Annotated in this window: 24 protein-coding genes; 10 read left to right on the top strand and 14 right to left on the bottom strand. The window is 60.9% G+C overall.

Translation table 11 applies throughout. The features are described 5' to 3' along the window. Nucleotides 1–15 precede the first annotated feature (15 nt). The gene (locus K6301_RS23775) at nucleotides 16–915 is read left to right on the top strand and encodes a LysR family transcriptional regulator (RefSeq protein ID WP_247221294.1); all 900 of its coding nucleotides are present in this window, start codon (nucleotides 16–18) and stop codon (nucleotides 913–915) included. 203 nt (nucleotides 916–1,118) lie between these two features. On the opposite strand, the gene K6301_RS23770 is transcribed toward K6301_RS23775, so the two are convergent. The 4 genes from K6301_RS23770 to K6301_RS23755 all read right to left on the bottom strand — a co-directional run bounded on the left by K6301_RS23770 (nucleotide 1,119) and on the right by K6301_RS23755 (nucleotide 5,468). Beyond that, entirely contained in the window at nucleotides 1,119–1,907 is a 789-nt protein-coding gene (locus K6301_RS23770; protein WP_134652047.1) for an SDR family oxidoreductase, read from the bottom strand. A gap of 15 nt (nucleotides 1,908–1,922) precedes the next feature. Beyond that, nucleotides 1,923–3,410, bottom strand: coding sequence for a sugar ABC transporter ATP-binding protein (locus K6301_RS23765; RefSeq protein ID WP_247221293.1), 1,488 nt, complete (start codon nucleotides 3,408–3,410; stop codon nucleotides 1,923–1,925). Nucleotides 3,411–3,440: 30 nt separating this feature from the next. Continuing rightward, nucleotides 3,441–4,373 carry a substrate-binding domain-containing protein gene (locus tag K6301_RS23760; RefSeq protein ID WP_247221292.1) on the bottom strand — a complete coding sequence of 311 codons (933 nt, stop codon included), beginning with the start codon at nucleotides 4,371–4,373 and terminating at the stop codon, nucleotides 3,441–3,443. 120 nt (nucleotides 4,374–4,493) lie between these two features. Then, on the bottom strand, nucleotides 4,494–5,468 hold the full coding sequence (locus tag K6301_RS23755) for an ABC transporter permease (protein WP_247221291.1): 975 nt from the start codon (nucleotides 5,466–5,468) through the stop codon (nucleotides 4,494–4,496). 209 nt (nucleotides 5,469–5,677) lie between these two features. Here K6301_RS23755 and K6301_RS23750 point away from each other — a divergent pair, with 209 nt between their 5' ends. The 5 genes from K6301_RS23750 to K6301_RS23730 all read left to right on the top strand — a co-directional run bounded on the left by K6301_RS23750 (nucleotide 5,678) and on the right by K6301_RS23730 (nucleotide 10,817). After that, entirely contained in the window at nucleotides 5,678–6,490 is an 813-nt protein-coding gene (locus K6301_RS23750) for a transketolase (protein ID WP_247221290.1), read from the top strand. Then, on the top strand, nucleotides 6,487–7,455 hold the full coding sequence (locus K6301_RS23745; RefSeq protein WP_247221289.1) for a transketolase family protein: 969 nt from the start codon (nucleotides 6,487–6,489) through the stop codon (nucleotides 7,453–7,455). Before K6301_RS23750 ends, K6301_RS23745 begins: the two co-directional genes overlap by 4 nt. Nucleotides 7,456–7,540: 85 nt before the next feature. Further along, complete coding sequence (locus K6301_RS23740) at nucleotides 7,541–9,010, top strand: FGGY family carbohydrate kinase (RefSeq protein ID WP_247221288.1); 1,470 nt, start codon at nucleotides 7,541–7,543, stop codon at nucleotides 9,008–9,010. Nucleotides 9,011–9,031: 21 nt separating this feature from the next. Continuing rightward, a complete protein-coding gene (locus K6301_RS23735; protein WP_247221287.1) occupies nucleotides 9,032–9,982 on the top strand; it encodes a sugar-binding transcriptional regulator in 951 nt (316 codons plus the stop codon). Nucleotides 9,983–10,031: 49 nt separating this feature from the next. Next, a complete protein-coding gene (locus K6301_RS23730; RefSeq protein WP_247221285.1) occupies nucleotides 10,032–10,817 on the top strand; it encodes an SDR family oxidoreductase in 786 nt (261 codons plus the stop codon). Nucleotides 10,818–11,060: 243 nt separating this feature from the next. Here the strand turns inward: K6301_RS23730 and K6301_RS23725 are convergent, their stop codons facing one another. From K6301_RS23725 to K6301_RS23705, 5 genes are read right to left on the bottom strand one after another with little or no spacing between them, the layout of a single operon-like run. Next, nucleotides 11,061–12,062 (bottom strand): ABC transporter ATP-binding protein, encoded by a 1,002-nt coding sequence (locus K6301_RS23725; RefSeq protein ID WP_247221284.1) that lies wholly within the window; start codon nucleotides 12,060–12,062, stop codon nucleotides 11,061–11,063. Between the two features lie 13 nt (nucleotides 12,063–12,075). After that, entirely contained in the window at nucleotides 12,076–12,900 is an 825-nt protein-coding gene (locus K6301_RS23720; RefSeq protein WP_247221283.1) for a carbohydrate ABC transporter permease, read from the bottom strand. Nucleotides 12,901–12,911: 11 nt separating this feature from the next. Further along, nucleotides 12,912–13,784: a carbohydrate ABC transporter permease gene (locus K6301_RS23715; RefSeq protein WP_247221282.1), complete on the bottom strand. Its 873-nt coding sequence runs from the start codon at nucleotides 13,782–13,784 to the stop codon at nucleotides 12,912–12,914. Nucleotides 13,785–13,839: 55 nt separating this feature from the next. Beyond that, a complete protein-coding gene (locus K6301_RS23710; RefSeq protein WP_247221281.1) occupies nucleotides 13,840–15,108 on the bottom strand; it encodes a D-tagatose-bisphosphate aldolase, class II, non-catalytic subunit in 1,269 nt (422 codons plus the stop codon). After that, on the bottom strand, nucleotides 15,105–16,091 hold the full coding sequence (locus K6301_RS23705; RefSeq protein ID WP_247222505.1) for a tagatose kinase: 987 nt from the start codon (nucleotides 16,089–16,091) through the stop codon (nucleotides 15,105–15,107). Before K6301_RS23705 ends, K6301_RS23710 begins: the two co-directional genes overlap by 4 nt. Nucleotides 16,092–16,412: 321 nt before the next feature. Here K6301_RS23705 and K6301_RS23700 point away from each other — a divergent pair, with 321 nt between their 5' ends. From K6301_RS23700 to K6301_RS23685, 4 genes are all read left to right on the top strand, one after another. Next, nucleotides 16,413–17,726 carry an ABC transporter substrate-binding protein gene (locus K6301_RS23700; RefSeq protein ID WP_247221280.1) on the top strand — a complete coding sequence of 438 codons (1,314 nt, stop codon included), beginning with the start codon at nucleotides 16,413–16,415 and terminating at the stop codon, nucleotides 17,724–17,726. A gap of 137 nt (nucleotides 17,727–17,863) precedes the next feature. Continuing rightward, nucleotides 17,864–18,634 (top strand): L-iditol 2-dehydrogenase, encoded by a 771-nt coding sequence (locus K6301_RS23695; RefSeq protein ID WP_247221279.1) that lies wholly within the window; start codon nucleotides 17,864–17,866, stop codon nucleotides 18,632–18,634. Nucleotides 18,635–18,637: 3 nt separating this feature from the next. After that, on the top strand, nucleotides 18,638–19,648 hold the full coding sequence (locus K6301_RS23690; protein WP_247221277.1) for an alcohol dehydrogenase catalytic domain-containing protein: 1,011 nt from the start codon (nucleotides 18,638–18,640) through the stop codon (nucleotides 19,646–19,648). A 114-nt stretch (nucleotides 19,649–19,762) separates the two neighbouring features. Further along, a complete protein-coding gene (locus K6301_RS23685; RefSeq protein WP_247222504.1) occupies nucleotides 19,763–20,773 on the top strand; it encodes a LacI family DNA-binding transcriptional regulator in 1,011 nt (336 codons plus the stop codon). 537 nt (nucleotides 20,774–21,310) lie between these two features. Here K6301_RS23685 and K6301_RS23680 read toward each other — a convergent pair. The 5 genes from K6301_RS23680 to K6301_RS23660 all read right to left on the bottom strand — a co-directional run bounded on the left by K6301_RS23680 (nucleotide 21,311) and on the right by K6301_RS23660 (nucleotide 24,249). Continuing rightward, complete coding sequence (locus K6301_RS23680; RefSeq protein WP_247221276.1) at nucleotides 21,311–22,111, bottom strand: hypothetical protein; 801 nt, start codon at nucleotides 22,109–22,111, stop codon at nucleotides 21,311–21,313. A 193-nt stretch (nucleotides 22,112–22,304) separates the two neighbouring features. Further along, nucleotides 22,305–22,601 (bottom strand): hypothetical protein, encoded by a 297-nt coding sequence (locus tag K6301_RS23675; protein WP_247221274.1) that lies wholly within the window; start codon nucleotides 22,599–22,601, stop codon nucleotides 22,305–22,307. A 96-nt stretch (nucleotides 22,602–22,697) separates the two neighbouring features. Continuing rightward, nucleotides 22,698–23,000 carry a PAAR domain-containing protein gene (locus K6301_RS23670; RefSeq protein WP_247221273.1) on the bottom strand — a complete coding sequence of 101 codons (303 nt, stop codon included), beginning with the start codon at nucleotides 22,998–23,000 and terminating at the stop codon, nucleotides 22,698–22,700. A gap of 16 nt (nucleotides 23,001–23,016) precedes the next feature. Continuing rightward, on the bottom strand, nucleotides 23,017–23,613 hold the full coding sequence (locus K6301_RS23665) for a hypothetical protein (protein ID WP_247221272.1): 597 nt from the start codon (nucleotides 23,611–23,613) through the stop codon (nucleotides 23,017–23,019). 27 nt (nucleotides 23,614–23,640) lie between these two features. After that, nucleotides 23,641–24,249, bottom strand: a complete 609-nt coding sequence (locus tag K6301_RS23660) for an SMI1/KNR4 family protein (protein ID WP_247221271.1) — start codon at nucleotides 24,247–24,249, stop codon at nucleotides 23,641–23,643. Nucleotides 24,250–24,265 lie beyond the last annotated feature (16 nt).

Raw genomic sequence — 24,265 nt, 5'->3', positions numbered from 1 at the left:
TAGAAGTAATTTCGGATGACGGATCTAAACAAGCTGAGGGTTTTCCTAGAGGTTGCGCGAACCGGAAGTTTCTCGAAAGCGGCAGACCGGCTCGGCATTCCTGCGAGCAGGGTCAGCCGCAACATTTCTGAATTGGAGGCGCATCTTGGCACGATCCTGCTGTTGCGTACGACGCGCCGTGTCTCTTTGACGGAACCTGGAAGCCAGCTTCTCGAGATGACGGGAAAGTCCGTCGAAGCGCTCGATCAGGGTATCAACAGCTTCCTGACGTTTGATCGAGCCGCCCGAGGTACGTTGCGTGTTGCGACCTCGGTAAGTTTCGCAATGACCTTCCTGCCTGAAATCCTCTTTCGGTACGGAGAGCGATGTCCTGACGTGAGGGTGGATGTTGCAACCACCCATCAGAACGTCAACCTGATCAGCGAAACTATGGATATCGCAATCCGGATGGGTGAACCGGTTGATAGCAACATGACCTATCGGAAGATCGGTCAAATCAAGCAGGGGCTTTTCGCAGCGCCGGCCTATTGCAAATCGCGAGAGTTTTCGTCACCCGACGATTTGTATAACGCCAGGTTCATTGCTCATCGTGCGCGAATGAACCGAGAGGTTTTGGATCTGTCGCTGTCGAATGGTCGCGACCGAACCTCGTTGAAGCGCGTGCCCACCATGATTGTCGACGATCCCGCGATCGCGGAAAGAGTTGCAATCAGCGGAGCAGGCATTGCCTTTTTGAGCCACGACCTCGCCGCCGAGAGCATCAGGCGCGGCTTGCTACAGCCGGTGTTGCCGCAGTGGTCCGGGCCACCGGTATCAGTTTATTACCTCGTTCACAGAGGAACGGCTAAAGTTACAAAAGTGGAGGAGTTTCTCAAATCGGCGCGGGAAGTCATGTCGAAGCGAGCTGTGGAGTAGATTGGCTCGGTGTCTTGCCGATTGGAGAGCTGCTCCTGCCATGGCAGCCACGGTGACATCGGGGTGATGTATCGCGATCAGTTGGGCCCGAACGGTCGCGCCGATGGGGAATGCCCCACCGTGAGATCACCTCTAGACTGGTCGATGCGCCATGGACGTTAAAAACGCGCAAGATATTTACTCAAAGCGATGCCGCTTGGCGATTACCAGCAGCAGAAGCCACCATCGACGAGCAGGTCGACACCCGTCACGAAGCTTGCCGCATCCGAAAGAAGGAAGACGGCCGGGCCAACCATTTCGTCGACATTGGCCATGCGCTGCATCGGCGTCTGCTCTTCGAACAGCTTCGTCTGATGCACCATTTCAGGCCGGGTGTTCATCGGCGTTGCGGTATAGCCGGGGCTGATCGTGTTGACGCGGATGCCGCGGCCGACCCATTCCATGGCCATGGACTTCGTCATGTGGATGACACCGGCCTTGGACGCATTGTAATGGCACTGGCTCAGGCCGCGATTGACGATGACGCCGGACATGGAGGCTATATTGACGATGGCGCCGCGGCCGGTCTTAAGCATGGCGCGCGCTTCGGCCTGGCAGGAGAGGAACACGCCCTTCAGGTTGATGTCCATCATCGTCTGGAACTGGCTCTCCTCCATCTCCTCCGCCGGATTGGCATTGGCGATACCGGCGGCGTTGACGGCGAGCGTAAGAGAGCCGAGCTCTGCTTCGGTGCGCGCAACCGCGTCGGTCAGCGCTGCGCCGCTTGTAACGTCAGCGGCGATCTGGACGCTGCGACGCCCAGCACGCGCGATGAAATCAGCCGTTTGCGCGAGGCCATCATCCGTGCGACGGTCAAGCAGGGCGACGTCCGCGCCACACTGGGCAAGGCCCATCGCAATGCGCTGGCCGATACCGCTACCGGCACCCGTGACGAGGGCAACGTTGCCCGAGAGATCGAACAATTTCGGTGCGTTGAGTTTGATTTCCGACATGCTGTCTATTCCTGTTCAAAGTGTCGCCAGTTCCATCACCGAGACGTCGTTGGCGTCCTCCCGGTTCAGGATACCGGCCTGTTTGCCCTGTGCCATGACCATGATGCGACTGGAGACGCCCAACACCTCCTCGAGGTCGGAGCTGACCACGATGACTGTGACGCCTTCGCGCGCCAGGCCCACGATGAGATCGTAGATCGACGAGCGCGCGCCGACGTCGATGCCGCGCGTCGGTTCGTCCAGCACCACCACCTGCGGCTTGCGCGCCAGCCACTTGGCCAGCACCACCTTCTGCTGGTTACCGCCGGAAAGCTCGCCGGCATTCTGCCCGCCACGCCCCTTCACGCCGAAACGCTTGATGTAGTCTTCCGCGAATTCACGGATGCGGCGCGACGAAATCCAGCCGTTGCGGGAAATCTCGCCGAGATTGGCGTAGCCGATATTTTCGGCGATCGAATGGTCGAGCACGACGCCCTGCAGCTTGCGATCCTCCGGCACGAGCACGATGCCGTTGCGGATCGCATCGATCGGCGAACGCGGCGTCACCGGTTTGCCGTGCAACAGCACTTCGCCGCTGGCGATCGGGTCGGCGCCGGTGATCGCGCGCACGAGCTCGGTACGACCAGCGCCCATCAGGCCGGCGATGCCGAAGACCTCGCCTTTACGAACGGAGAAATTGATGTCGCGAAATGCCTTCGATGGCGCCGACAGGCCACGCACTTCAAGCGTCACCTCATCGGTCGGTGTGGGCAATGTCGGGAACATACGCTCCAGCGAGCGCCCGACCATGGCCTCGACGATGGTGCGGATCGGTACGTCGCCACGGTCGAATTCCTGCACCTTGGCGCCATCGCGCATCACGACGATGCGATCGGTGATTTGGCGGATTTCCTCGAGGCGGTGCGAGATATAGATGATGCCTACGCCTTCGGCCTTCAGGCGCTCGATCTGGTGGAAGAGGAGTTGCGTTTCCTCGCCACCGAGTGCTGCCGTCGGCTCGTCCAGAATAAGCAGGCGCGCATTCAGCGTTAGCGCCTTCGCGATCTCGATCAGCTGCTGCCGACCGGTCGAGAGCCCCTCGACAAGACGGTCGGGCGACACGTCGAGACCGAGACGCTGCAGGCCGGCGCGGGCACGTTCTTCCATCGCACGGCGGTCGAGACGGCCGGACTTCATGGGGTAGCGACCGACGAAGACGTTCTCGGCGATGGAGAGTTTCGGCAGAAGCTTCAATTCCTGATGGATCATGCCCACGCCCTCGTCCATCGCGGCGCGGGGATTGGCGGGGGCATAGGGCTTGCCGAGCCAGGTCATTTCGCCGTCGGAGGGCTGCACGGTGCCGGAAATGATGTTCGACAGGGTCGATTTTCCAGCACCGTTTTCGCCGAGCAGCGCCACGACCTCTCCCGGATGGATGTCGAGATCGACACCGTGGAGCACCTTGATCGGACCGTAGGATTTCTGGATTCCACGGAGCGACAGGAGGGGAGAGCGGTTCGTCATGGCGCTGCTGCCTTTTGCTACTGTCCCGGATTACGGATGGCTCTTGACGAATTCCGGTGCGTTTTCGCAAGTCGTCAGGACGGCGTTCGGCGTCTGGCGCGCTTCCACCTTCTGGCCGGCTGCGACGGCGAGCGCGGATTCGACGGCCAGAACGCCCATCTTCTGCGTGCTCTGCGTCGCGGTCGCGATGAACGGACCCTTGCACTTCGCGAGGTAGTCAAGCGCAGAGACGTCGCCGTCATAACCGCCAATGATCACCTTGTCCGAGAGGTTTGCAACGTCGACAGCCTTTGCGGCCCCCATCGCGAGACCATCGGCCTGACCGAAGATGATCGTGATGTCCGGGTTCGCCTGGAGCATGTTCTGCGCAATCGTGAAGCCTTCGTCGGCCGACCACATGTTGCTCCACTGCTGGTCGACAAGCTCGACGCCCTTGTTCTCGTCGATTGCCTTTTTGCAGCCCGTGAAGCGATCGACTTCAGGCGTCGTACCCTTCTGACCGTGGATGATCGCCATCTTGCCCGAACCACCGGCCTTGCCGATGATGTACTTGCAGACTTCGTAGGCGGACTGGACGCTTTCGCCGGCGATGAACGTATCGCCTGGCGCGCCTTCGGGCGTGCGGTCGACATTGATTACGGGAATGCCGGCTTCACGGGCGAGACGGGTCGGAACGGCCGCGGCGGCGGCGCCGGCCGGGATGTAGATGAAGGCGTTGATGTCCTGCGTCATCAGGTCCTGAACCTGGCTGACCTGGGTATTGGTGTCGTTCTTGGCATCGACGACGACAACTTCGATGCCCTTCTCCTTGGCATGCTTTTCAACGCCGAGCTTGATCTGGTTGAAGAAGTCAGCCTGCAGGTTCGGCACGGCAAGGCCGATCTTCTTGACTTCGGCGGCGGAAGCCGGAAGTGCGAGCACGGACACGGCGGTTGCCGCCAGCAGCAGTTTGGACAGTTTCATGATTTCTCCTCCACGTTACCCGGCGGTGCCTGCCTCGCAGAAAACCGCCTTCCCTTTGCCGGCCTGCACGATTGCCGACCGTTTTTCCGCCCCATCGCGATCGCGATGGGGTAAACGTCGTTATTTGCGCTTGCGATAGGTTTCGGCCGTGACGGCGAGCACGATGACCGCACCGATGATGACCTGCTGCATGAAGGGCGAAACGCTGAGCAGGTTGAGACCGTTGCGCAGCACGCCGATGATCAGGACGCCGATGATCGTGCCGCCGATACCTCCGGTGCCGCCCGACAGCGACGTACCGCCAATGACCACCGCCGCAATCGCATCGAGTTCATAGGACACGCCCGAGGACGGCTGCACGGAGTCGAGGCGGGCGGCAAGCACCATGCCCGAGAGGCCGGCGAGAAAGCTGCACACGACGTAGACGAGCACGGTTGCGCGCTGAACATTAATACCGGCGAGGCGCGCCACCTCGGCATTGCCACCGATTGCGTAGAGAACGCGACCACCGTGGCGGTAGCGCTGGTAGAGTAGGCCAATGATGAAGACGACGACCATCACGGCGACCGTCAATGTCAGGAAGCCGCCAAAACGCACGATGGCCATCATGTTGAACCAGGCAGGAAAGCCGATGATCTGCTGGCCGTCGGTGATCATGTTGGCAAGACCGCGCGTGATCGACATCATCGCAAGCGTCGCGATAAAGGCCGGCACGTTGAAGCGCGTGATCAAGATCCCGGCAATCAGCCCGTTCAGCGACGCGACGAGCAGGGCAAGCGGGATGGCGATCCCCATCGGCACACCGGCAACCACGTTCAGGTAACCCAGCACCATCATGGCCAACGCCATGACCGAACCGACCGCGAGGTCGATGCCGCCGATGAGAATGACGAGCGTCATGCCGACGGCCATCACACCGAGCACCGTGATCTGGTCGAGCACGTTGAGGAAGTTGCGCACCGACAGGAACTTGTCCGTGGCAAAGGTGAGGAAGAGGCACAGCACGATAAGGCCGATGAGCGGACCCGTGGCTCCGCGCAACGAAGGCAACATGATGCCCGCGAACCCCTGTCGTTCCTTCACATCCGCCACCATGGACGCTCCTCCCGGTCATTTGCGGCTTCGCGCTCGGCTTATCGCATAAATATTCATTACTGTGTGTAAATTCGTAACGCAACATATCTGCGGGTGTCAAGACGATTGCCGTAAATTTCATTCCGCGCTCTCAGCCCATTTTCGCTTGACTTCACAATTATCCGTGCAAGTATATCTGCAACTGTATATTTATTCACCATGAGGTTTTCATGCAGCCGAACGATCTCGACCGCATCGCTCAACAGATCCGTCTCCGCGATCTGCAAGCGGTTTTTGAAGCTGGCGCAGGCCATATCGGCGGCGAAATGTCCGCCATCGACATCCTGACGGCGCTTTATTTCCGCGTCCTGCGCATCTGGCCGGACCAGCCGAAGCACCCCGATCGCGACCGTTTTGTGCTCTCGAAGGGCCATGTGGCGCTCGCCCTCTATGTGACGCTCGCCAAGCGCGGCTTCATTCCGGAAGAAGAGGTCGCAACCTTCCTGAAGCCCCACTCGCGCCTCAACGGCCATCCGAACTGTAACAAGGTTCCCGGCGTCGAAACCAACACCGGCCCGCTGGGCCATGGCCTGCCGGTGGCCGTCGGCATGGCAAAGGCCGCCAAGCTGACCGATGCGGCTTACCGCACCTATGTCCTGACGGGCGACGGGGAGATGCAGGAGGGCTCCAACTGGGAAGCCATCGCTTCGGCCGCCCAGTTCGGCCTCGACAACCTGACGCTCATCATCGATCACAACCGCTTCCAGCAGGGTGCGTCCCTGAAGGACACCAACAATCTCGCGCCCTTCCCGGCCAAACTCGAAGCCTTCGGATGGGATGTCACCGAGATCAACGGAAATGCCATGGACGAGATAGTCCCCGCGCTCGAGAAGCGCGGCAGCCGCCCGCAATGCATCGTTGCCCACACCAACAAGGGCCACGGCATTTCCTTCATGCAGGACAAGGTCGACTGGCACCACAAGGTGCCCAATGCCGAACAATACAAGATTGCCGTCGCTGAGCTTTCGGAGGCCCTGTCATGAACGCCATCACCCCCTCTCCCAAGCTGCACGATTGCCGTGACGCCTTCGTCGCCGTACTGGAGCGCCTGGGCGCCGACAATCCCAAGATCGTCGCCGTCTGCAACGACTCCGTCGGCTCCTCCAAGCTCGGCGGCTTCAAGGCCAAGTGGCCCGAACGGCTCGTCAATGTCGGTATCGCTGAGCAGGCGCTCGTTGGTGTCGGCGCCGGCCTCGCCAATGGCGGCCTCCTACCCTTCGTCTGTGGCGCGGCCTGCTTCCTGACCGGCCGTTCGCTGGAGCAGATCAAGGCCGACATCGCCTATTCCAATGCCAATGTGAAGCTCATCGGCATCTCCTCCGGCATGGCCTATGGTGAACTCGGCCCGACGCACCATTCCATCGAAGACTTTGCCTGGACGCGCGTGTTGCCGAATCTGCCGGTCGTCGCCCCTTGCGATTCCATCGAGACGGCCGCTGCCGTCGAATGGGCAGCCTCCTATGACGGCCCGGTCTTCCTGCGCCTTTCGCGCGTTGGCGTGCCGGATCTGCTGCCGGAAGGCCATAAATTCGAATTGGGCAAGGCCAACCTGCTGCGCGACGGCGATGCCATCACGCTCATCGCGAATGGCACCGTCACCCACCGTATGATGAAGGCCGCCGCCATTCTTGCCGAGCAGGGTATCCAGGCGCGCGTTCTCAACATGGCAACCGTGCGCCCCATCGACATTGCGGCCGTCGTGTCCGCGGCCCGCGACACCGGGGCGATTCTCACGGCAGAGGAGCACTCCACCTTCGGCGGCCTTGGCTCGGCCATCGCCGAAGTGGTCGTGGCGGAAGCCCCCGTGCCGATGAAAATCCTTGGCGTGCCCGGCATTTTCCCGCCCACCGGCTCCGCGGAGTTCCTGCTTGACGAATTCGGGATGGCGCCCGCCGGCATCGCGCAAGCAGCCGTGGACTTGATCGCGCGAAAATCTTCCCGCACGTAATCGTGTGCGACAAGATTTCGTGCAGGGTGCGGCAAGACCTCCCTCATGCCGCGCCCTTTCCTTCTTTCCGCCGACCGGAGCCGAGATGACGACCGCCATTCTTGCGATTGACCAGGGCACCACGAACTCGAAGGCCGTGCTCGTCTCCACGAGTGGCGAAATCCTGGCGCGCGGCTCGTCCCCCGTCGGCATTGAACATCCTAAGCCAGGTTGGGTTGAACAGAGCCCGCAGCGTCTCTGGGAATCGGTGCTCGAAGCCATCGCCACCTGCCGTGCAGCCGCACCCGCCGTTGAAGTCCTCGGCATCGCGATTTCCAACCAGCGCGAATCCGTCACCGTATGGGACGCGGTAACCGGAAAACCGCTCGGCCCCGTGGTCAGCTGGCAATGCCGCCGCAGCGCGCCGGCCTGCGCCGAGTTGATCGCCGCCGGGCATGCGCCGCAGGTCCAGGCGCTCACCGGCCTGCCGATCGACCCGATGTTCCCCGGCCCGAAGATGAAGTGGCTGCTCGACCGCGTGCCTTCAGGCAGCAAGGTTCGGCTCGGAACGATCGACGCCTGGCTCATCCATTGCTTCACCGATGGCGCGGTCCATGCTTGCGACGCTGCCAATGCTGCCCGCAGCCAGCTTTACGATCTCAACGCACAGGTCTGGAGCGATGAACTCTGCGCCCTCTTCGGCGTGTCCAAAACCGCCTTGCCGGAGGTGCGCGACAGTGCATCGTACTTCGGCGTCACGAAGAATGTACCGGGCCTGCCGGACGGCATTCCGATTGCCTCCGCCATCGGTGACAGCCACGCGGCATTGTTCGGCCACGGCGCCTTCAATCCCGGTGATGGCAAGGTGACGTTTGGCACCGGCTCGTCGGTCATGACGACCCTGCCCCGTTTCATTGCGCCCGAGCGCGGGATCACCACGACCATCGCCTGGTCGATCGACGGACAGCCGACCTATGCCTTCGAGGGCAACATCCTTGTTTCCGCTGCCTCACTGCCCTGGATGGCCGACATGCTCGGCTTGCCGGATGTGCAGGCGCTTACCGAACTCGCGGCCACCGCTCCTCCCGGCGGACCCGGTTTCGTTCCGGCCTTTGTCGGCCTCGGCGCACCCTACTGGCATTCGGATGCTCGCGCGCTGTTTTCCGGCATCACCTTCAACACGAGCCGCGCCCAGATGGCCCGTGCCGTGACGGATAGCATCGCCTTTCAAGTTCATGATGTCTTCAAGGCTATGTCGTCCCAATCGCCCACGCGGCTTGGTCGTCTCTATGCCGACGGCGGCCCGAGCAAGAACACGTTCCTCATGCAATGCGTCGCCGATACGTTGGATCACACGATCATCCAGTGCGACGCGCCAGAGGCTTCAGCGTTGGGTGCGGCCTATATGGCGGGCCTGACGCTCGGCGTCTGGCGGGATCTCGCGGCCATTGCCGCCTTACCCCGCACGGTCAACATCCTTCCTCCCCGGACGTCCGATGCCGCGGATCGCCTGCTCGTCTGGCAGGACGCAATCTACCGCTCGACCGTACCGGCCCCTTCCTCTATGAGTGAATAAAAATTCACCTCCGGAGGTTCCATGGGACGGCTCAACGAGTTGCGACTGATCGCCCGTATTGCCCAGATGTATCACATCGAGGGCAAGCGACAGGCTGAGATCGCCGAACTCATGCACATGTCGCAGGCCACTGTATCCCGCATGCTTAAGCGAGCCGAGCAGGAAGACATCGTACGCACGACGGTCATTCCTCCCGCCGGCACCTTCGCCGATCTCGAAACGGCGCTGCGGGAGCGCTACAGCCTGACAGAAGCCATTGTCATCGACTGTTCGGAAGATCGTGATGGCGCAATCATGGCACGCATCGGCGAAGCGGCGGCCCACTTCCTCGAAGTCACGCTGCAACAGGATGAGATCATCGGCGTTTCGAGCTGGAGCCAGACGATCCTGCGCATGGTGGACAACATCCACCCGCTGAAGAACGCCAAGGCCAAGTATATCGTTCAAATCCTAGGCGGCATGGGCGACGCTTCGGTGCAGACCCACGCGACGCAACTGACCGCCCGCCTCGCGCGGCTGACCGGCGGCGAGCCGCGGCTGCTTCTCGTACAGGGCATCACCTCCTCGCGTGAAGCCAAGCTCGTCATGCTCGCGGACCCGGTGGTGCGCGAGACGATGGATCTCTTCGGCCGCCTCAGCCTCGCCATCGTCGGCATCGGTGCCGTGGAACCGTCGGAACTTCTCGCCCGATCCGGCAACACCTTCTCCCCCCAAGAGATGGCAATGCTGCATGAGGCCGGTGCGGTCGGCGAGATTTCCTATCGCTTCTATGATCGGGACGGCAAACCGGTCGAAACACCGCTCAACGACCGCGTCATTGGCCTATCGCTGGAGGAACTGCGCAAGACCGCCCGCGTCATGGCGCTTGCGGGCGGAGAATCGAAAACCCAGGCCATCGCCGGCGCCCTGAAACTGGGCGTCATCGATGTGCTCGTCACCGACAAGTTCACGGCGGCACGGCTCACAGCCTGATCCATTCGGGATCCGACATCGGCCTGCTGCGCATTATGGAGAAAACACCATGACACGTTTTGCAGGCCAGACGGTATTCGTGACCGGCGGCAACAAGGGCATCGGCCGCGGCATTGCCAAGCGCTTTGCCGAAGAGGGCGCGAAAGTCGCGATCGCCGCGATCGAACAGGACATGGCAGACGCGGCAGACGCACTCGCCAACGAGACCGGCGCTGAAATTCTCGGCCTGACACTCGACGTGACGGACGCCAAGGCCGTGCAGGAAGCCTATGGCGAGGCCGAAGCCAAGCTCGGCGCGATCTCCGTCTCCGTGCAGAATGCCGGGGTCATCACCATCGCTAAGGTCGAAAACCTGACCGAGCGCGAATGGGACCTCAATCTCGACGTCAACACCAAGGGCGTCTTCCTGTGCTGCCAGGAGGCGGTCCGCCGCTTCCGCGCCAGCGGCACCAGGGGTCGCCTCATCAACACCGCCTCCGGGCAGGCCCGCCAGGGCTTCATCTACACGCCGCACTACGCCGCCTCGAAATTCGGCGTCGTCGGCCTGACGCAGAGCCTTGCCAAAGAGCTCGCGCGCGAAGGCATCACCGTCAACGCCATCTGCCCCGGCATCATTCACACCGAGATGTGGGACTATAACGACCGCGTCTGGGGCCAGATGCTCGGCGAATACGGTCCAGGTGAACTGATGGCCGAATGGGTCGAGGGCATTCCGATGGGCCGTGCCGGTACGCCTGCCGAAGTCGGCGCGCTCGTCGCTTTCCTAGCCTCCGCCGACGCTGCCTATATCACGGGCCAGACCATCAACGTCGATGGTGGTCTGATCATGTCGTGATCCTCGCTTCGAAGGACGTGATGTCCAGCACAAATACGCGCCGCTTGGCGCGTATTTTGTAAAGGGTATCCCCTCTTAGAGCGTTGTAAGCTGTTGAACGGGTTTGAACCGTTGGCGTCACTGTTGGTTTATTTGGCTCCTGCTTTTCCCAAATTGCACCGCATTAATATGCATTATGCTACACGTAGGCGCACTGATCCGCGTTGCTAGAATACATAGCCCTTAGGATCGTAACGAGCCGTCTCATCGGATCGCCTTGTCGCTTTCGTCGAAGCGGTGGATGCGGCTGACGTCGGGGGTGAGATGGACGATGTCGCCGTGGTTGACGGGGAAATCCCCGTCGGCGCGGACGGTGAGCATGCCCACGCCCTCGACATTGACATGCAGGAACGTGTCGGAGCCGAGGTGCTCGGCCACGCCGACGACGCCCTTCCAGGTGCCGGCATCCTTGGAGAGCTTGATATGCTCGGGGCGGATGCCGACGGTCGGCGCGTTCCACGGCCTTGCGGACTCGCCCTTGACGAAGTTCATGCGCGGCGAGCCGATGAAGCCGGCGACGAAGAGGTTGTCGGGCTTGTTGTAGAGATCGAGCGGCGAGCCGACCTGTTCGATATTGCCGGCATTCAGCACCACGATCTTGTCGGCCATGGTCATGGCCTCGACCTGGTCGTGGGTGACATAGATCATCGTGGTCTTCAGCTGGTGATGCAGCTCGCTGATCTCCAGCCGCATGGTGCCGCGCAGCGCCGCATCGAGGTTGGACAGCGGCTCGTCGAACAGAAAAGCCGACGGTTCGCGCACGATCGCGCGGCCGATGGCCACACGCTGGCGCTGACCGCCGGAAAGCTGGCCCGGGCGGCGTTCGAGATAGTTGGTGAGGTTCAGCACGCGGGCGGCTTCCGTCACCTTCTTCTCGATCACCTCCGGGCTTGCCTTCGCCATCTTGAGCGGGAAGGCGATGTTCTTGCGCACCGTCATATGCGGATAGAGCGCATAGGACTGGAACACCATGGCGAGACCGCGCTTGGCGGGTGCCGCCGACGTCACGTCCTTGCCGTCGATCTCGATGGTGCCGGACGTGGTGTCCTCCAGGCCCGCGATGAGGCGCAGCAGCGTGGACTTGCCGCAGCCGGACGGGCCGACGAAGACGACGAACTCGCCGTCCTCGATGGTGAGGTCGATGCCCGGAATGACCTGCGTGGCGCCAAAGGACTTGTTGACCTTTTTCAGGATGATCTTGCCCATGTGTTCCCTCCCCTTACTTCACGGCGCCGAAGGTCAGGCCGCGGACGAGCTGTTTCTGCGAGAACCATCCCATGATCAGGATGGGGGCGATGGCGAGCGTCGAAGCCGCCGATAGTTTCGCCCAGAAGAGACCCTGCGGGCTCGAGAACGAGGCGATGAAGGCCGTCAGCGGCGCGGCGTTCGTCGTCGTCAGGCGGATCGTCCAGAACGATTCGTTCCAGGCAAGGATGATGTTGAGCAGCAGCGTCGAGGCAATGCCCGGCACCGCCATGGGTGTGAGCACATGCACGATCTCGTCGAACAGCGAGGCGCCGTCCATGCGGGCCGCTTCCAGGATTTCACCCGGGATTTCGCGGAAATAGGTGTAGAGCATCCACACGACGATCGGCAGGTTGATCAGCGTCAGCATCACCGTCAGGCCGGTACGCGTGTCGAGCAGGCCAAAATCGCGGAAGATGAGGTAGATCGGCACCAGCACGGCGACCGCCGGCATCATCTTGGTGGAGAGCATCCACATCAGGATGTCCTTGGTGCGCTTCGTCGGCGAAAACGCCATGGACCATGCGGCCGGTATGGCGACGAAGAGCGCGAGGATCGTGGAGCCGACCGCGATGATCACCGAGTTCATGAACGGCTTCAGATAACCGCTCTGCGTCTGAACCGACACATAGCTTTCCAGCGTGAAGGACGGGATGAGGTTGAAGCCCTTGATCGCTTCCGTCTCCGTCTTCAGCGAGGTGATGACGGTGTAGAGGATCGGGAAGAAGATGATGAGGGCGATGATCCAGGCGGCGGCGGTGGCCACGGCCATGCGGCGGGTCGAGACTGCTCGTGCCATGACGTTTCTCCCTACTTGTCCAGGTTCTTGCCGACGGCGCGCATCAGGAAGATGGCGATGATATTGGCAAGCACGACCGCGATGATGCCGCCCGCCGATGCGCCGCCCACGTCATAGCCCAGAAGCGCGGTGCGATAGATCAGGAAGGCGAGGTTGGTGGAGGCATAGCCCGGCCCGCCATTGGTCGTGACGAGGATTTCCGCATAGACGCCGAGCAGGAAGATGGTCTGGATGAGGATGACGACCGTGATGGCGCGCGACAGATGCGGCAGGGTCAGGTAGACGAAGCGGCTCACGAAGCCCGCGCCATCCATCTCCGCCGCTTCCTTCTGCTCGCCATCGAGCGATTGCAGCGCCGTGAGCAGAATGAGGGTAGCGAAGGGCAGCCATTGCCAGGCGACGATGATGATGATCGAAAACAGCGGGAACTGGGCGAACCAGTCGACCGGCTGGAAACCGAAGGCACGGTTGATGTCCGCGAGCACCCCGTAGCCGGGATGCATGATCATGTTCTTCCACACCAGCGCTGCCACCGGGGGCATGACGAAGAAGGGCGAGATGATCATGATCCGCACGATCCCCTGCCCCCACATCGGCTGGTCGAGCAGGAGCGCGATGCCGATGCCGCCGATCACGGTGATCAAGAGCACGCCGCCGACGATCAGCAGCGTGTTCCAGATCGACTGGAAGAAGGCCGGGTCCGTATAGAAGAACTTGTAATTGAAGAGACCTGTCCAGCTGACATTCGCCGGGTTCAGGAGATTGTAGTTCTGGAACGAGAACCACAATGTCATCGCCAGCGGCACGATCATCCAGATCAGAAGCAAGCCCACAGAGGGTGCCAACATAAGACGCGCCAAACCGCGCGTATTCTCCGTCGCCATGATCGTGACCTCCCAATTTTTTCAGGTGTCGGCTTCGTTCGCCGCGCCCGCTCCGCTACGACCGCTCGGCAGCCGCGCTATTGTAGATCGCCAGCACCTGATCCACTGCGGCAATCAGGACATCCTTCGGGCGGTCCGCCGCTGTCGGCACGATCATCGGCAGATACTGATGTAGCACCGTTTCGGGGATGCGAACGCCGTCCAGCACCGCCAGCAAGGCCGAAACGGCACGTTCTGCCTCAGGTCGGGTCCAGTAGTAGCGGATGCGATCGCTGTAGCTGAAATGGCGCTGGATCCTGAGCGCCGTCTCGTCGCCGTGGTAATAGCCACTCCAGTTCCCGGGTGCGGCTAGCATCAGCGCTTCCATCGCCCGCAGGAGCGGACGATCACCATAACCGGGTACGATGTCGGAGGCGATCAGATCGAGAGCATAGAGCGCCTCGCGATAGGCGAAGGTCAGTCCTGGCCCGACCTTCAGGATCGGAAAGCCGTCTGCGACGAGGGCCGCCAGTGCCTCCTGCGTCTGGTAGTCGGTGGAATGGGCCTCGAAGACCAGCGCCGGCTCCCTATCGAGAAGGGCACTCAAGGCTGCGGCGCGCGGCGGATCATAGGCGACGACATTATCGCTGCCAAATTCCACGCCGGGCTGAACGACGAAGGCGATGACCCGCTTGAAGGCATCGGATAATCCTGCCTTGGCAAAGGCGTCGCGGTGCACGGCAATCGTTTCGCGCGCAGCGCCCGGCGCGGTAGGCTCGACGCCGTCTAATGCATGATCGGCACCGCCTGGTATCGGCACTTCCGTGCCAAGGACATAGACCGGCATCGGCAGATTTTCGCGCCGGGCCGTTTGCTCGCCAACGGCGCAGAGGGCGGCGGCGCGCGCAGCGACGGTGCGATCATCCAGCGCGACCGGCTCGCTGGCACAGCCCATAGAGGCATCGAGATGGATTTTTGTGAAACCGGCCGCGACATAGGCCTCTACCATCCCTGCCGCCTTTTCGAGCGCCACGGCTGCCGGCTCCTTGCGCCAGGGGTTCGGTCCCAGATGGTCCCCGCCGAAGATAATCTTGTCGCGCGTGACGCCCTCCTCCCGCGCGATCGCCTCGACAAAGGCGATGAAATCGGCCGGCGTCATACCCGTATAGCCGCCGAACTGGTTGACCTGGTTGCAGGTCGCCTCGATCAACACCGGACCTTTTCCTTTCGCGGCACGGCGCAATGCTGCACGCAGCACGATTGGATGGGCAGAGCAGACGGAAACGATGCCATAGGGGCGACGAGCGCGGCGGGCATCTGCAAGGCCTGTGAGAAAACGGCTCATATCCCGTCCTCCCGGCCCGCTGCCGCGATGAACTCGTCGAGCTCCTCCCGGCTGGACACGCCCTCCATCGGCCCCTGCCTCGTGACCGTGCGCGCTCCGGCGGCATTGGCATAAAGCAGCGCGCGGGCCGGGGCGAGGCCGGCGCGTCGGCTCGTCAGATAGGCGGCACCGAAACAGTCCCCCGCGCCCGTCGGATCGATTTCCTCCACAGAGAAGGCCGGGCAATCGACACGGCCGAATTGCCGGCTGAAATGGCTGGATCCGGCACTGCCGCGCTTCAGCGCGATCTCGCCGATGCCCAGATTAAGCAGGCGCTCCACAGCGGCTTCTTCAGTCGCCGCATCAGCCGCGACAAGCAGTTCATCACCAGAGGGAAGCAGGAGATCGGTGACGGCCAGTACATCATCGACCAGCTTGCGGCCCTCGTCGGCCTGGGCCAGTTCTTTGCGGATATTCGGATCGAAGGAAACCGACCCGCCGCGCGCCTTGACAGTCGCGACCGCCTCGACGAGCGCGGCGGCGATGCCCGGAATAGCGAATGCCGAACCCATGACGTGAACATGGCCGGACTTGGCCACGAGCGCGCGGGCAGCCTCGGTCATGCGTGCCTCGCCGGCAGCAGAATGGGTGATGTTAAAGACGAAGTCGCGTGCACCATCCGGCCGGTAGCGCACGAAGGCACTGCCGGTCGGCTTGCCTTGGATGGTCGCAATCGCCGAGACATCGACACCATCGGCTCGAAGCCGCTCCACGTTGATCGTCCCGAAATCATCCGCGCCCACCGCGGCAACGATACCCGCCGCACCTCCGAACCGCGCAACTTGGTCGATGAAGATTGCTGGCGCACCACTCGGAAACGGGCCAACGAACGACTGTGGCGACAGGAACCCCGCACCGACTGTCGTCGCCATGATCTCCACTAAAATCTCACCAACGGTGATCGTCAGGCCCAGATTTTCAGGCGCCAATTCGCTTGCTATCATCAATGCTGCCTCCGCCGCAATGGGCCGGTTATCGCCCGAAGCGGCCAACTCGATACGGCAGCAACTTACATCATGTCAACTCGATATTTACGCGCGTAAATTATTTTCGACGCTTTTTCGCCATGTGAGGTGCGGACGATCAAATCGAAAATCGGCATAAAGTACAGTTCTCTACGTATCTATTAGCGCTATATGTCTGGATATCCGCTTTTCCGCGTCGCATTACGCCAGCAGGCGCCTTGACAAGACCCCAAGCCATGCACGATAAAACTTTACGCATGTAATTTTATGCGTAAACATCCGTAAAGGAGGAACGGACCTATGAGGAACATGATCCGCATTCTGTCGGCAACCGCCGTTGGCCTTGGGCTCTTTGCCGGCCTGGCGCAGGCCGAAGAAATCAGCATCGCCACCGTCAACAATGGTGACATGATCATCATGCAGAAACTGTCGGCGGCCTGGGAGAAGCAGACCGGCAACAAAATCAACTGGGTCGTGCTGGAAGAAAACGTGCTGCGCGAGCGCGTGACGACCGACATCGCCACCAAGGGCGGCCAATTCGATATCATGACGATCGGCGGCTATGAGGCACCGATCTGGGGCAAACAGGGCTGGCTCGCACCGGTTGACGATCTCGGCGACGACTACGACTACGCCGACCTTCTGGAGCCGATCACGGCCGGCCTGACGGTCGACGGCAAGCTCTATGCCGTGCCCTTCTACACGGAAAGCTCGTTCACGCTTTACCGAAAGGATCTCTTCGAAGCCGCCGGCCTCACGATGCCGGAACAGCCGACCTATGAGCAGATCAAGGAATTCGCCGCCAAACTGACCGACAAGAACAAGCAGCAGTACGGCATCTGCCTGCGCGGCAAGCCGGGCTGGGGCGAGAACATGGCCTTCGTCGGAACCATGGTGAACGCCTATGGCGGCCGCTGGTTCGACATGGACTGGAAGCCGCAGCTTAACTCGGACGCCTGGAAGAAGGCGATCACCGACTATGTCGCACTGCTCACCGAATATGGCCCGCAGGGTGCCACCGCCAATGGTTTCAACGAGAACCAGACGCTTTTTGCGACGGGTCATTGCGCAATGTGGATCGATGCGACGTCGGCCGCCGGCCGCGTTTATGATCCCAAGCAGAGCGAAGTCGCCGACAAGATCGCCTTCACGCGCTCACCGATCGCCGAAACGTCCAACGGCTCCAGCTGGTCGTGGTCGTGGAACCTCGCCATTCCGGCCACGTCGCAGAAGGCCGAAGTTGCCAAGTCCTTCCTGAAATGGGCGACCTCCAAGGACTATGTGAAGATGGTTGGTGAAAGCGAGGGCTGGGTCGCAGTACCGCCCGGCACGCGCAAGTCTACCTATGCCCTGCCGGAATACCAGAAGGCCGCGCCCTTTGCCGCGACGGTGCTCGAGGCGATCATGTCGGCCGATCCTTCGAAACCGACCAAGGATCCGGTGCCTTATACCGGCGTGCAATTCGTCGCGATCCCGGAATTCCAGGCGATAGGTACGTTCGTCGGCCAGCAGGTCAGCGCCGCGCTGGCCGGCCAGCAGACCGTGGACGCTGCGCTCGAGGCCGCACAGGCCCAGGTCGAACGCGACATGACGCGTGCCGGCTACATCAAGTGAGGCTCCCGCCTGCGGATCAACCCGCAGGCCCTCCCAGGAGGACCCGGCGCTTCGGCGCCGGGTTTTCGCAAAACCGGATCAATCAACAAATGAATTTCGCGGCGCCGGCCTTGTCCTGTGACGCATGGAGAAGAGACATGAAACTCAAGGACAAGGTAGCGCTCATCACTGGCGGCGCCCGCGGCATCGGTCTCGGCTTTGCCGAAATCTTCGCCGCCGAGGGTGCGAAGGTCGTTATCGCGGACATCAATCTCGCGCGCGCCGAAGCAGCGGCAGCCACAATCGGCGCGGCCGCGATGGCGATGAAAGTCGACGTGACCAGGCTTGAGGATATCGACGCCGTCGTCAGCAAGATCGACGCCGATTTCGGGGGCATAGACATCCTTGTAAACAATGCCGCTATCTTCGACATGGCGCCGATCCAGGCGATCACCGAGGAAAGCTACCAGCGCGTCTTCGACGTCAACCTCAAGGGGCCGCTCTTCACCATGAAGGCGGTGGCGAATGTGATGATCGCCCGCGGTCGCGGCGGTAAGATCATCAACATGGCAAGCCAGGCCGGCCGGCGCGGCGAAGCCCTGGTGACACTCTACTGCGCCTCCAAGGCTGCGATCATCTCGGCCACGCAATCGGCAGCACTGGCGCTCGTCAAATACGGCATCAATGTCAACGCGATCGCTCCCGGCGTCGTGGACGGTGAGCACTGGGACATCGTCGACGCCAAATTCGCCGAATGGGAGGGCCTGAAGCCGGGTGAAAAGAAAGCGGCTGTGGCGAAGTCCGTCCCGATCGGCCGGTTTGCCACGCCTGATGACATCAAGGGCCTGGCCCTGTTCCTCGCCTCCAGCGACAGCGATTACATTCTCGCCCAGACATACAATGTCGACGGCGGAAACTGGATGAGCTGAGCGATGCGAGCGATCCAGTTCATCGCCAAGGGACAAGCAAGGCTTGCCAATCTGACGATTGACGACATTCCCGCAGGTCACGCCTTGGTCAAGGTGAAGGCATCGGGTCTTTGTCACACAGATATCGACGTGCTGCACGCGCGCTATGGCGACGGCGCCTTTCCGCTAGTGCCGGGCCATGAATATGCCGGCGTGGTGGACGCCGTTGCCGCGGATGTTGCCGGACTTGAAATTGGCACCCGCGTCGCAGTCGATCCGAACCTGCCCTGCGGCACCTGCCCGTCGTGCCGCAAGGGGCTGAGCAATCTCTGCCGCGACCTAAAGGCCTATGGGGTCTCGCACAATGGCGGCTTTGCCGAATACAGCCTCGTGCGCGCCGACCAGTTGCACAGGATCGGCTCCATGCCCTTTACCGTCGCGGCCCTTGCGGAACCGCTGGCCTGCGTGGTGAACGGCCTCAACAGCGCGGGCCTGCGCGGCGGAGCACCTGTTCCAGAGGAGGCGCTAGTCATCGGCGCAGGCCCGATCGGCCTGCTTTTGGCGCTGTCGCTGAAGGCGGAGGGCGTCAAGAGCGTCACCGTCGCCGATATCAACGAGACTCGGCTCGCCTTTGCCGCCGATCTCGGCCTCGGCGGCGTTGTCTCCGGCTCCGCCGAACTTACCGCCAGACGGCGTTCGTTTCACTTTGTGGCAGATGCCACCGGCATTGCCAGTGTCGTTGAGGGCTTGATCAATCTCGTTGCAGATGGTGGGACAGCACTTCTCTTCGGTGTCTGCGCGCCGGACGCCCGCATCTCGATCGCCCCGTTCGAGATCTTTCGCCGACAATTGAGGTTGGTCGGGTCTCATTCGCTGAACCGCAACATTCCCGACGCGCTGGCCATCCTGGAAAAGGACGACGGCTCCATGGCGCAGCTCGTCTCGCACCAACTGACGCTCGACGAAGTCCTGCCGTTCTTCACAAGGAAGCCGACGAACCCCGCGACGATGAAGGTGCAGTTCGTCTCCGACTGATCGCAGAACCGCTTGGCCGGCCTCAATTTCGGCTTTCCGCGCGAAATGAGGCCGGTTATGAAAGCGAACACCAGAACCGTAGGGAGCAGCCGCTTGGCCAAGTCGATCAGAACCATGGAGGATTTTTCCGAGTTCGTCGGCCTGTCGCGGCCCACGGTATCGAAGTACTTCAACGACCCTTCCTCGGTGCGCAAAAAGACGCGCAATACCATCGAGGAAGCACTCAAAAAATCGGGCTTCAGGCCAAATCTTTTTGCCGTCAATCTCAATCGCCGCCGCTCCAACATCATTGGCGTCGTGATTCCAAACTCGCTGGATCCCTTCTATATGGCGCTGACCCGCCGCATCGAGCTTATTGCTAACGAAGCCGGCTTTCTTGCGTTTGTGCTTTCCTCTGACGGCCGCTCGTCAATGGAAGATAATGCGATCAAAACGCTCAAGTCGATGAACGTGGCCGGCGCAATAATTGCTCCTCTCGGCGTTCGCTCCCGCCAGGTTACACTTGAGCAATTGGGTGAAGCGATCCCTCTTGTTTACGTTGATTCACCTATTGACGAATCCTCGGCTTTCGTTGGGACAGATAACCACCAGAGTTTCGGGCTTATCGTTGACTATCTATGCCGTTCCGGTGAGCCGCCATGTTATTTCGGAATGCCTCATGTGAACACCAATGCTGAGAAGCGCGTTTCCGCCTACAGAGAGTCGATGAAGCGTCTGAACATAGAGCCACGCGTTATTACGGTTTCCGATCACTCGACGTGGGATTTCGAAGACTTTGCGTTTCAGGAGGCAAACCGGCTTTTCGAGCGACTTGAACAACTCCCAACGCGCACGATCCTGTGCGCGAACGACCGACTGGCGTTTGGTGTTATCGCTGCAGCATGGCAACGAGGAATAAAAGTCGGCCACGGAAGCGAGTACGACCTGCGCGTCGCCGGCCACGACGATCATCCGTTGTCACGCTATGCTTGCCCACCGATTACGACGGTTGCACAGAACTACAATGAAATCGGTAGGCTTGCGATCGAACTATTACTCGGTAAACTTACCGATAATGAAAATCCCAAACGACGGTCGGATAGAGTTTTCCTCAAGTCGGAGCTCATGCTACGGCAGTCAGCCTGATTGTTCCCACCTTCGCTTATGGATGGAGAGCTTGCTCTCGAGAGGAATAGAACATCCGTCCAGCCAGATAGCGCCTTTGGTGGAGTCTATTGACTGCCAGCGGATTATTTTTTCAACGACAGCGAGTCGCGGGTATGTGGAGTGCCCCCGTTTCACCGGAGAGGTCGGCTAGTTTGATTTACCCCTGATAAACTGTCGAGGGGAAATTACATACGGCCATATCGATGCGGTCGGCTGAATATGAACTCCGAAGTAGCTGGCCCCGATGATCGCTTCACCGATCAGGCTTGCGACCATCGGCCCGCTCACTGCCCTCTCCTGCTTGAAATCGTAGTTTTCGACCTCAAGACGGAAGATTTATGACTGGACCTCTTCGGGTAGGTCCTGATAGGAGGCGGCCGGGTGTCGCTCCTGCATTCGGAACGCGTCGAGCTGGCGCTTCTCGGCCTCTGACACTTTGCCTTTGAAGCCGGGAACGCGATACCACGGCAGAAACTCCGTCCTCTGCTCACGCTTCCACCACATGAGAGCCCTCCCCTACGTCCTGTATGCGTCAAGCTCGGCGTGTAATGTCTCGGCGTTGGCTTCCACCGCAACGATGTCATCAGCGATTAGCCGATAAAGCGGGGTCTCATCGCTGGGGGCACGAGCCTCAAGGTGCTGCGCGATATAGGTGATCGCTTTGATGGTTTCCTCGAACCGGCTGTAGAGGACGGGTTCGTGGTGGGCGAGCCGATTCCGGGCCTGGTAGACCATTTCGAGATTGTCGGCCACGTCGGAGCGCTTCACTTTCTTGTTCGGAAACACCTTCTTAAGGGTCGGCCGCCAAAGCGTGTGTTCGTAATCCGGGCCGCACAGACGCTTCCAGATGTAGAAGGTCAGCTCGGCAATGATCTTGCCATCCGTCACCTGAAGATGCTCGCGGCGACGTTTTGACCGCAGCGTATGCGGCAGGTTCGCAGGGCGGCCGTTCGGGAAAGCAAGGGCATCGAGCGCGTGCTTGTCAGGCTGAGATAGTTTGGAATACTCCGCGCGTCGCGCGCTATCGAGTGCCTGCGTGATCTTGTTGCGCTCGCTGTCCTTCCACTGGAATGGTGCGGGAGGGGTAAGAAGCCATCCAGCTTGGGCAAAATGGGCACCGAGATTGTCGCAGATCGAGTTCCGCAATGCGATTTCGATGACTGCTATGATAGCCATCAGGTCAGCGCCGAGGCGCAGCGTCTTTTGGTGAAACTCTATCGCTGCCCGGGAATTGCCAGTGAGCTCGTGCAGCTTGCCCAGCCTCTCGGGAGACAGGAGTTTTGTGATCTCCGCGAGATCCGCATCCTCAATCGGCATTGACGCCCTCGTGATAAGTACCTATATTCAGCCTCGAAAAGTCGAGATCAGATTGGCAGTTTGCCCTCGGGCATTACGAATCCTCGACTTCCCAGAATGGAAAAAGGCGCTCCTAGGAGCGTCTTTTTTCGTTTCAGGCGGCAATCTAAGGTTAGGCCTCCGGGTAGCACAAGCCCCCGCCCTAGAAAGAGCGTCATCCTCGAATGAAGATTTCGATTGCTTCCTCTGCGACGCCGTAAAGGGCTGAACGTCCATGCTTTGCAGCCGCAATGGAGAGCGGCGCTACAGCATCATCGGGGCCGAGCTGGGGCTGTCCCTGCGGCAACTTTGGGAGACGCTCGACGGTCAATGAATTGGTATCGACGTTGGAGTCCTCAAGCGATCCGTATTTTACCGGGTTTCTCCATGCGAGCAGATCGAACTGGTACGGCCGCATGCCGTTATACGACAGATGGAGGTCCGAGAAGACGGCGGCTTTCACTGTGTTCACGATAACCTCTATCGGCTGGTTACGTCTTCGAAGGTCAACGCAAGGAAGTCGAGCTGCTCGAGCTCCTTTGAGCACATCCAGTTTAATATGCAGTGGTCATTCGAAGCGAAGCCAGGCTTCGCCCTGCACGAGCCTGCCGCCATGCCCGCATGGGTCGCCTACCCTGGCAATCTTCCGCCCATTGATCGTCGCGATCGAGGAGCCACCGGTAATCGTGTCGGTTGTCGGCACGCCGGTGCAGAGGCATGTGTCTCCCACGGTTGCGATCGGAATGCCGTTCACCGTCACAAAGGCCTGCCGGGTGGAAACGACAGGGCCGCCGATGTGAGGACGCGGCCCGGGGTCGCAGGCAGGGCAGACGTGCATATGTCCTTTGAGGGAAACAGGCTGAGCGGACATGGTCACTCCAACATCTCTAATGGTGCGGATTGATGTCCACCACCCGGTGTCCATCTTCGAATTTCATGATGTCGACATGGGTTGGAATGCCCGGAAGGGCTTGGCGAAAGCCCTCCACGAACGCAATGGCTTCGTCGGCCTCCTCCGCCGCGACGGGCAGGTGGCGAAATGCCGGATCCCGCCAAACGGGGGCGTTAACTCCATCGGAGTGGACGGGCACGCGCATCTCCCGTCGACGATCGAACGCAAGAAAGGGGCGCACGAAGACCGACGGCAGGAAACCGTCGACGAAACGTCGTGCAATCGTCGAAAGGCGCTTGTCCGCCAGTTGGAGAACATCCAGCACCGCGACGGGCGCGCCCACACGCAACGTACCGAACGCGCGCAACTGCGACGCTGCCCACGAGCCGTAGCCCAGCCTCAGGAAACACTCATTGGAATAGGGCGCTGCCGCCACCACGATCCGGTCGCTCAAATCTTCAAGCGACCGCGCTGACTGGCTCGACGGGCCGTGCCGATGGCAGCAGGCGAGCGCTGCATATTCGCGCTCCGTAACAGCGACCTCGGCATGCGGCAGCGAAACATTCCGGATTTCCACGGGCCAGAACTCCATGAATGTTTCATGGACAGCGCTCATCCGTCAGTGCTTCCCGCCCTGCATGACCGCGGCCGCACGACGATCGATTTCCTCGTCATAGTCAAAGAAGGAGCGGCAGAAACTATCGAAATCGGCAGCCACGAAGGCCAAAGGCACCGTTTCATCATCCTCCATTGCGCCGACGCCGTGGATCGTCATGTATTTCACCGAGCCATGCTCCGGCCCCGGCTGGAGATCAAGCACGAGGATGTCCCCGGAGATCGTCTTGCCGATGCCGACCGTATCCTCGCGCCCCCACCGGCGGACGTTGACCTGCACGGCCTTGAGGTCGAGAGCCTGCTTCGTATGCCCGAGCGCAAGGAAGTAGCGAAAGAGCGTCTCGTTCTCCGACAGGATTTCATCATTCGGATCGAGGAAACGCTCCAGAATGACGCGCGCCTCCGGGGAATACTCATAGCGGAAACCCCGTGGCGACACCTTGCCCCCGTTCATGCGCAGCAAAAACTGCCGATAGGCCTCCGGCAACGAAACGCCAAGCTCCTGTTCGAAGGCGGCAATTGCCTCTTCACTTGGCAGCTCGACTGCGGATTCCCCATCGAAGGGTCGAAACTCGATCGGCCCCGCTGCGCCTTCCACTACCTTGATCACCATGGAATTTCCTCTCTTT

It is taken from the genome of Shinella oryzae, assembly GCF_023038235.1.
Taxonomy (GTDB): Bacteria; Pseudomonadota; Alphaproteobacteria; order Rhizobiales; family Rhizobiaceae; genus Shinella; species Shinella sumterensis.
Note: the sequence above shows the minus strand (reverse complement) of the source record. Positions and strands in the feature narration are given on the sequence as shown.

What these genes read in the sequence shown, in the direction of transcription:
- K6301_RS23775 (WP_247221294.1), top strand. Translation starts at nt 16, where the DNA reads ATGACGGATCTAAACAAGCTGAGGGTTTTCCTAGAGGTTGCGCGAACC.
- K6301_RS23770 (WP_134652047.1), bottom strand. Translation starts at nt 1,907, where the DNA reads ATGTCGGAAATCAAACTCAACGCACCGAAATTGTTCGATCTCTCGGGC.
- K6301_RS23765 (WP_247221293.1), bottom strand. Translation starts at nt 3,410, where the DNA reads ATGACGAACCGCTCTCCCCTCCTGTCGCTCCGTGGAATCCAGAAATCC.
- K6301_RS23760 (WP_247221292.1), bottom strand. Translation starts at nt 4,373, where the DNA reads ATGAAACTGTCCAAACTGCTGCTGGCGGCAACCGCCGTGTCCGTGCTC.
- K6301_RS23755 (WP_247221291.1), bottom strand. Translation starts at nt 5,468, where the DNA reads ATGGTGGCGGATGTGAAGGAACGACAGGGGTTCGCGGGCATCATGTTG.
- K6301_RS23750 (WP_247221290.1), top strand. Translation starts at nt 5,678, where the DNA reads ATGCAGCCGAACGATCTCGACCGCATCGCTCAACAGATCCGTCTCCGC.
- K6301_RS23745 (WP_247221289.1), top strand. Translation starts at nt 6,487, where the DNA reads ATGAACGCCATCACCCCCTCTCCCAAGCTGCACGATTGCCGTGACGCC.
- K6301_RS23740 (WP_247221288.1), top strand. Translation starts at nt 7,541, where the DNA reads ATGACGACCGCCATTCTTGCGATTGACCAGGGCACCACGAACTCGAAG.
- K6301_RS23735 (WP_247221287.1), top strand. Translation starts at nt 9,032, where the DNA reads ATGGGACGGCTCAACGAGTTGCGACTGATCGCCCGTATTGCCCAGATG.
- K6301_RS23730 (WP_247221285.1), top strand. Translation starts at nt 10,032, where the DNA reads ATGACACGTTTTGCAGGCCAGACGGTATTCGTGACCGGCGGCAACAAG.
- K6301_RS23725 (WP_247221284.1), bottom strand. Translation starts at nt 12,062, where the DNA reads ATGGGCAAGATCATCCTGAAAAAGGTCAACAAGTCCTTTGGCGCCACG.
- K6301_RS23720 (WP_247221283.1), bottom strand. Translation starts at nt 12,900, where the DNA reads ATGGCACGAGCAGTCTCGACCCGCCGCATGGCCGTGGCCACCGCCGCC.
- K6301_RS23715 (WP_247221282.1), bottom strand. Translation starts at nt 13,784, where the DNA reads ATGGCGACGGAGAATACGCGCGGTTTGGCGCGTCTTATGTTGGCACCC.
- K6301_RS23710 (WP_247221281.1), bottom strand. Translation starts at nt 15,108, where the DNA reads ATGAGCCGTTTTCTCACAGGCCTTGCAGATGCCCGCCGCGCTCGTCGC.
- K6301_RS23705 (WP_247222505.1), bottom strand. Translation starts at nt 16,091, where the DNA reads ATGATAGCAAGCGAATTGGCGCCTGAAAATCTGGGCCTGACGATCACC.
- K6301_RS23700 (WP_247221280.1), top strand. Translation starts at nt 16,413, where the DNA reads ATGAGGAACATGATCCGCATTCTGTCGGCAACCGCCGTTGGCCTTGGG.
- K6301_RS23695 (WP_247221279.1), top strand. Translation starts at nt 17,864, where the DNA reads ATGAAACTCAAGGACAAGGTAGCGCTCATCACTGGCGGCGCCCGCGGC.
- K6301_RS23690 (WP_247221277.1), top strand. Translation starts at nt 18,638, where the DNA reads ATGCGAGCGATCCAGTTCATCGCCAAGGGACAAGCAAGGCTTGCCAAT.
- K6301_RS23685 (WP_247222504.1), top strand. Translation starts at nt 19,763, where the DNA reads ATGGAGGATTTTTCCGAGTTCGTCGGCCTGTCGCGGCCCACGGTATCG.
- K6301_RS23680 (WP_247221276.1), bottom strand. Translation starts at nt 22,111, where the DNA reads ATGCCGATTGAGGATGCGGATCTCGCGGAGATCACAAAACTCCTGTCT.
- K6301_RS23670 (WP_247221273.1), bottom strand. Translation starts at nt 23,000, where the DNA reads ATGTCCGCTCAGCCTGTTTCCCTCAAAGGACATATGCACGTCTGCCCT.
- K6301_RS23665 (WP_247221272.1), bottom strand. Translation starts at nt 23,613, where the DNA reads ATGGAGTTCTGGCCCGTGGAAATCCGGAATGTTTCGCTGCCGCATGCC.
- K6301_RS23660 (WP_247221271.1), bottom strand. Translation starts at nt 24,249, where the DNA reads ATGGTGATCAAGGTAGTGGAAGGCGCAGCGGGGCCGATCGAGTTTCGA.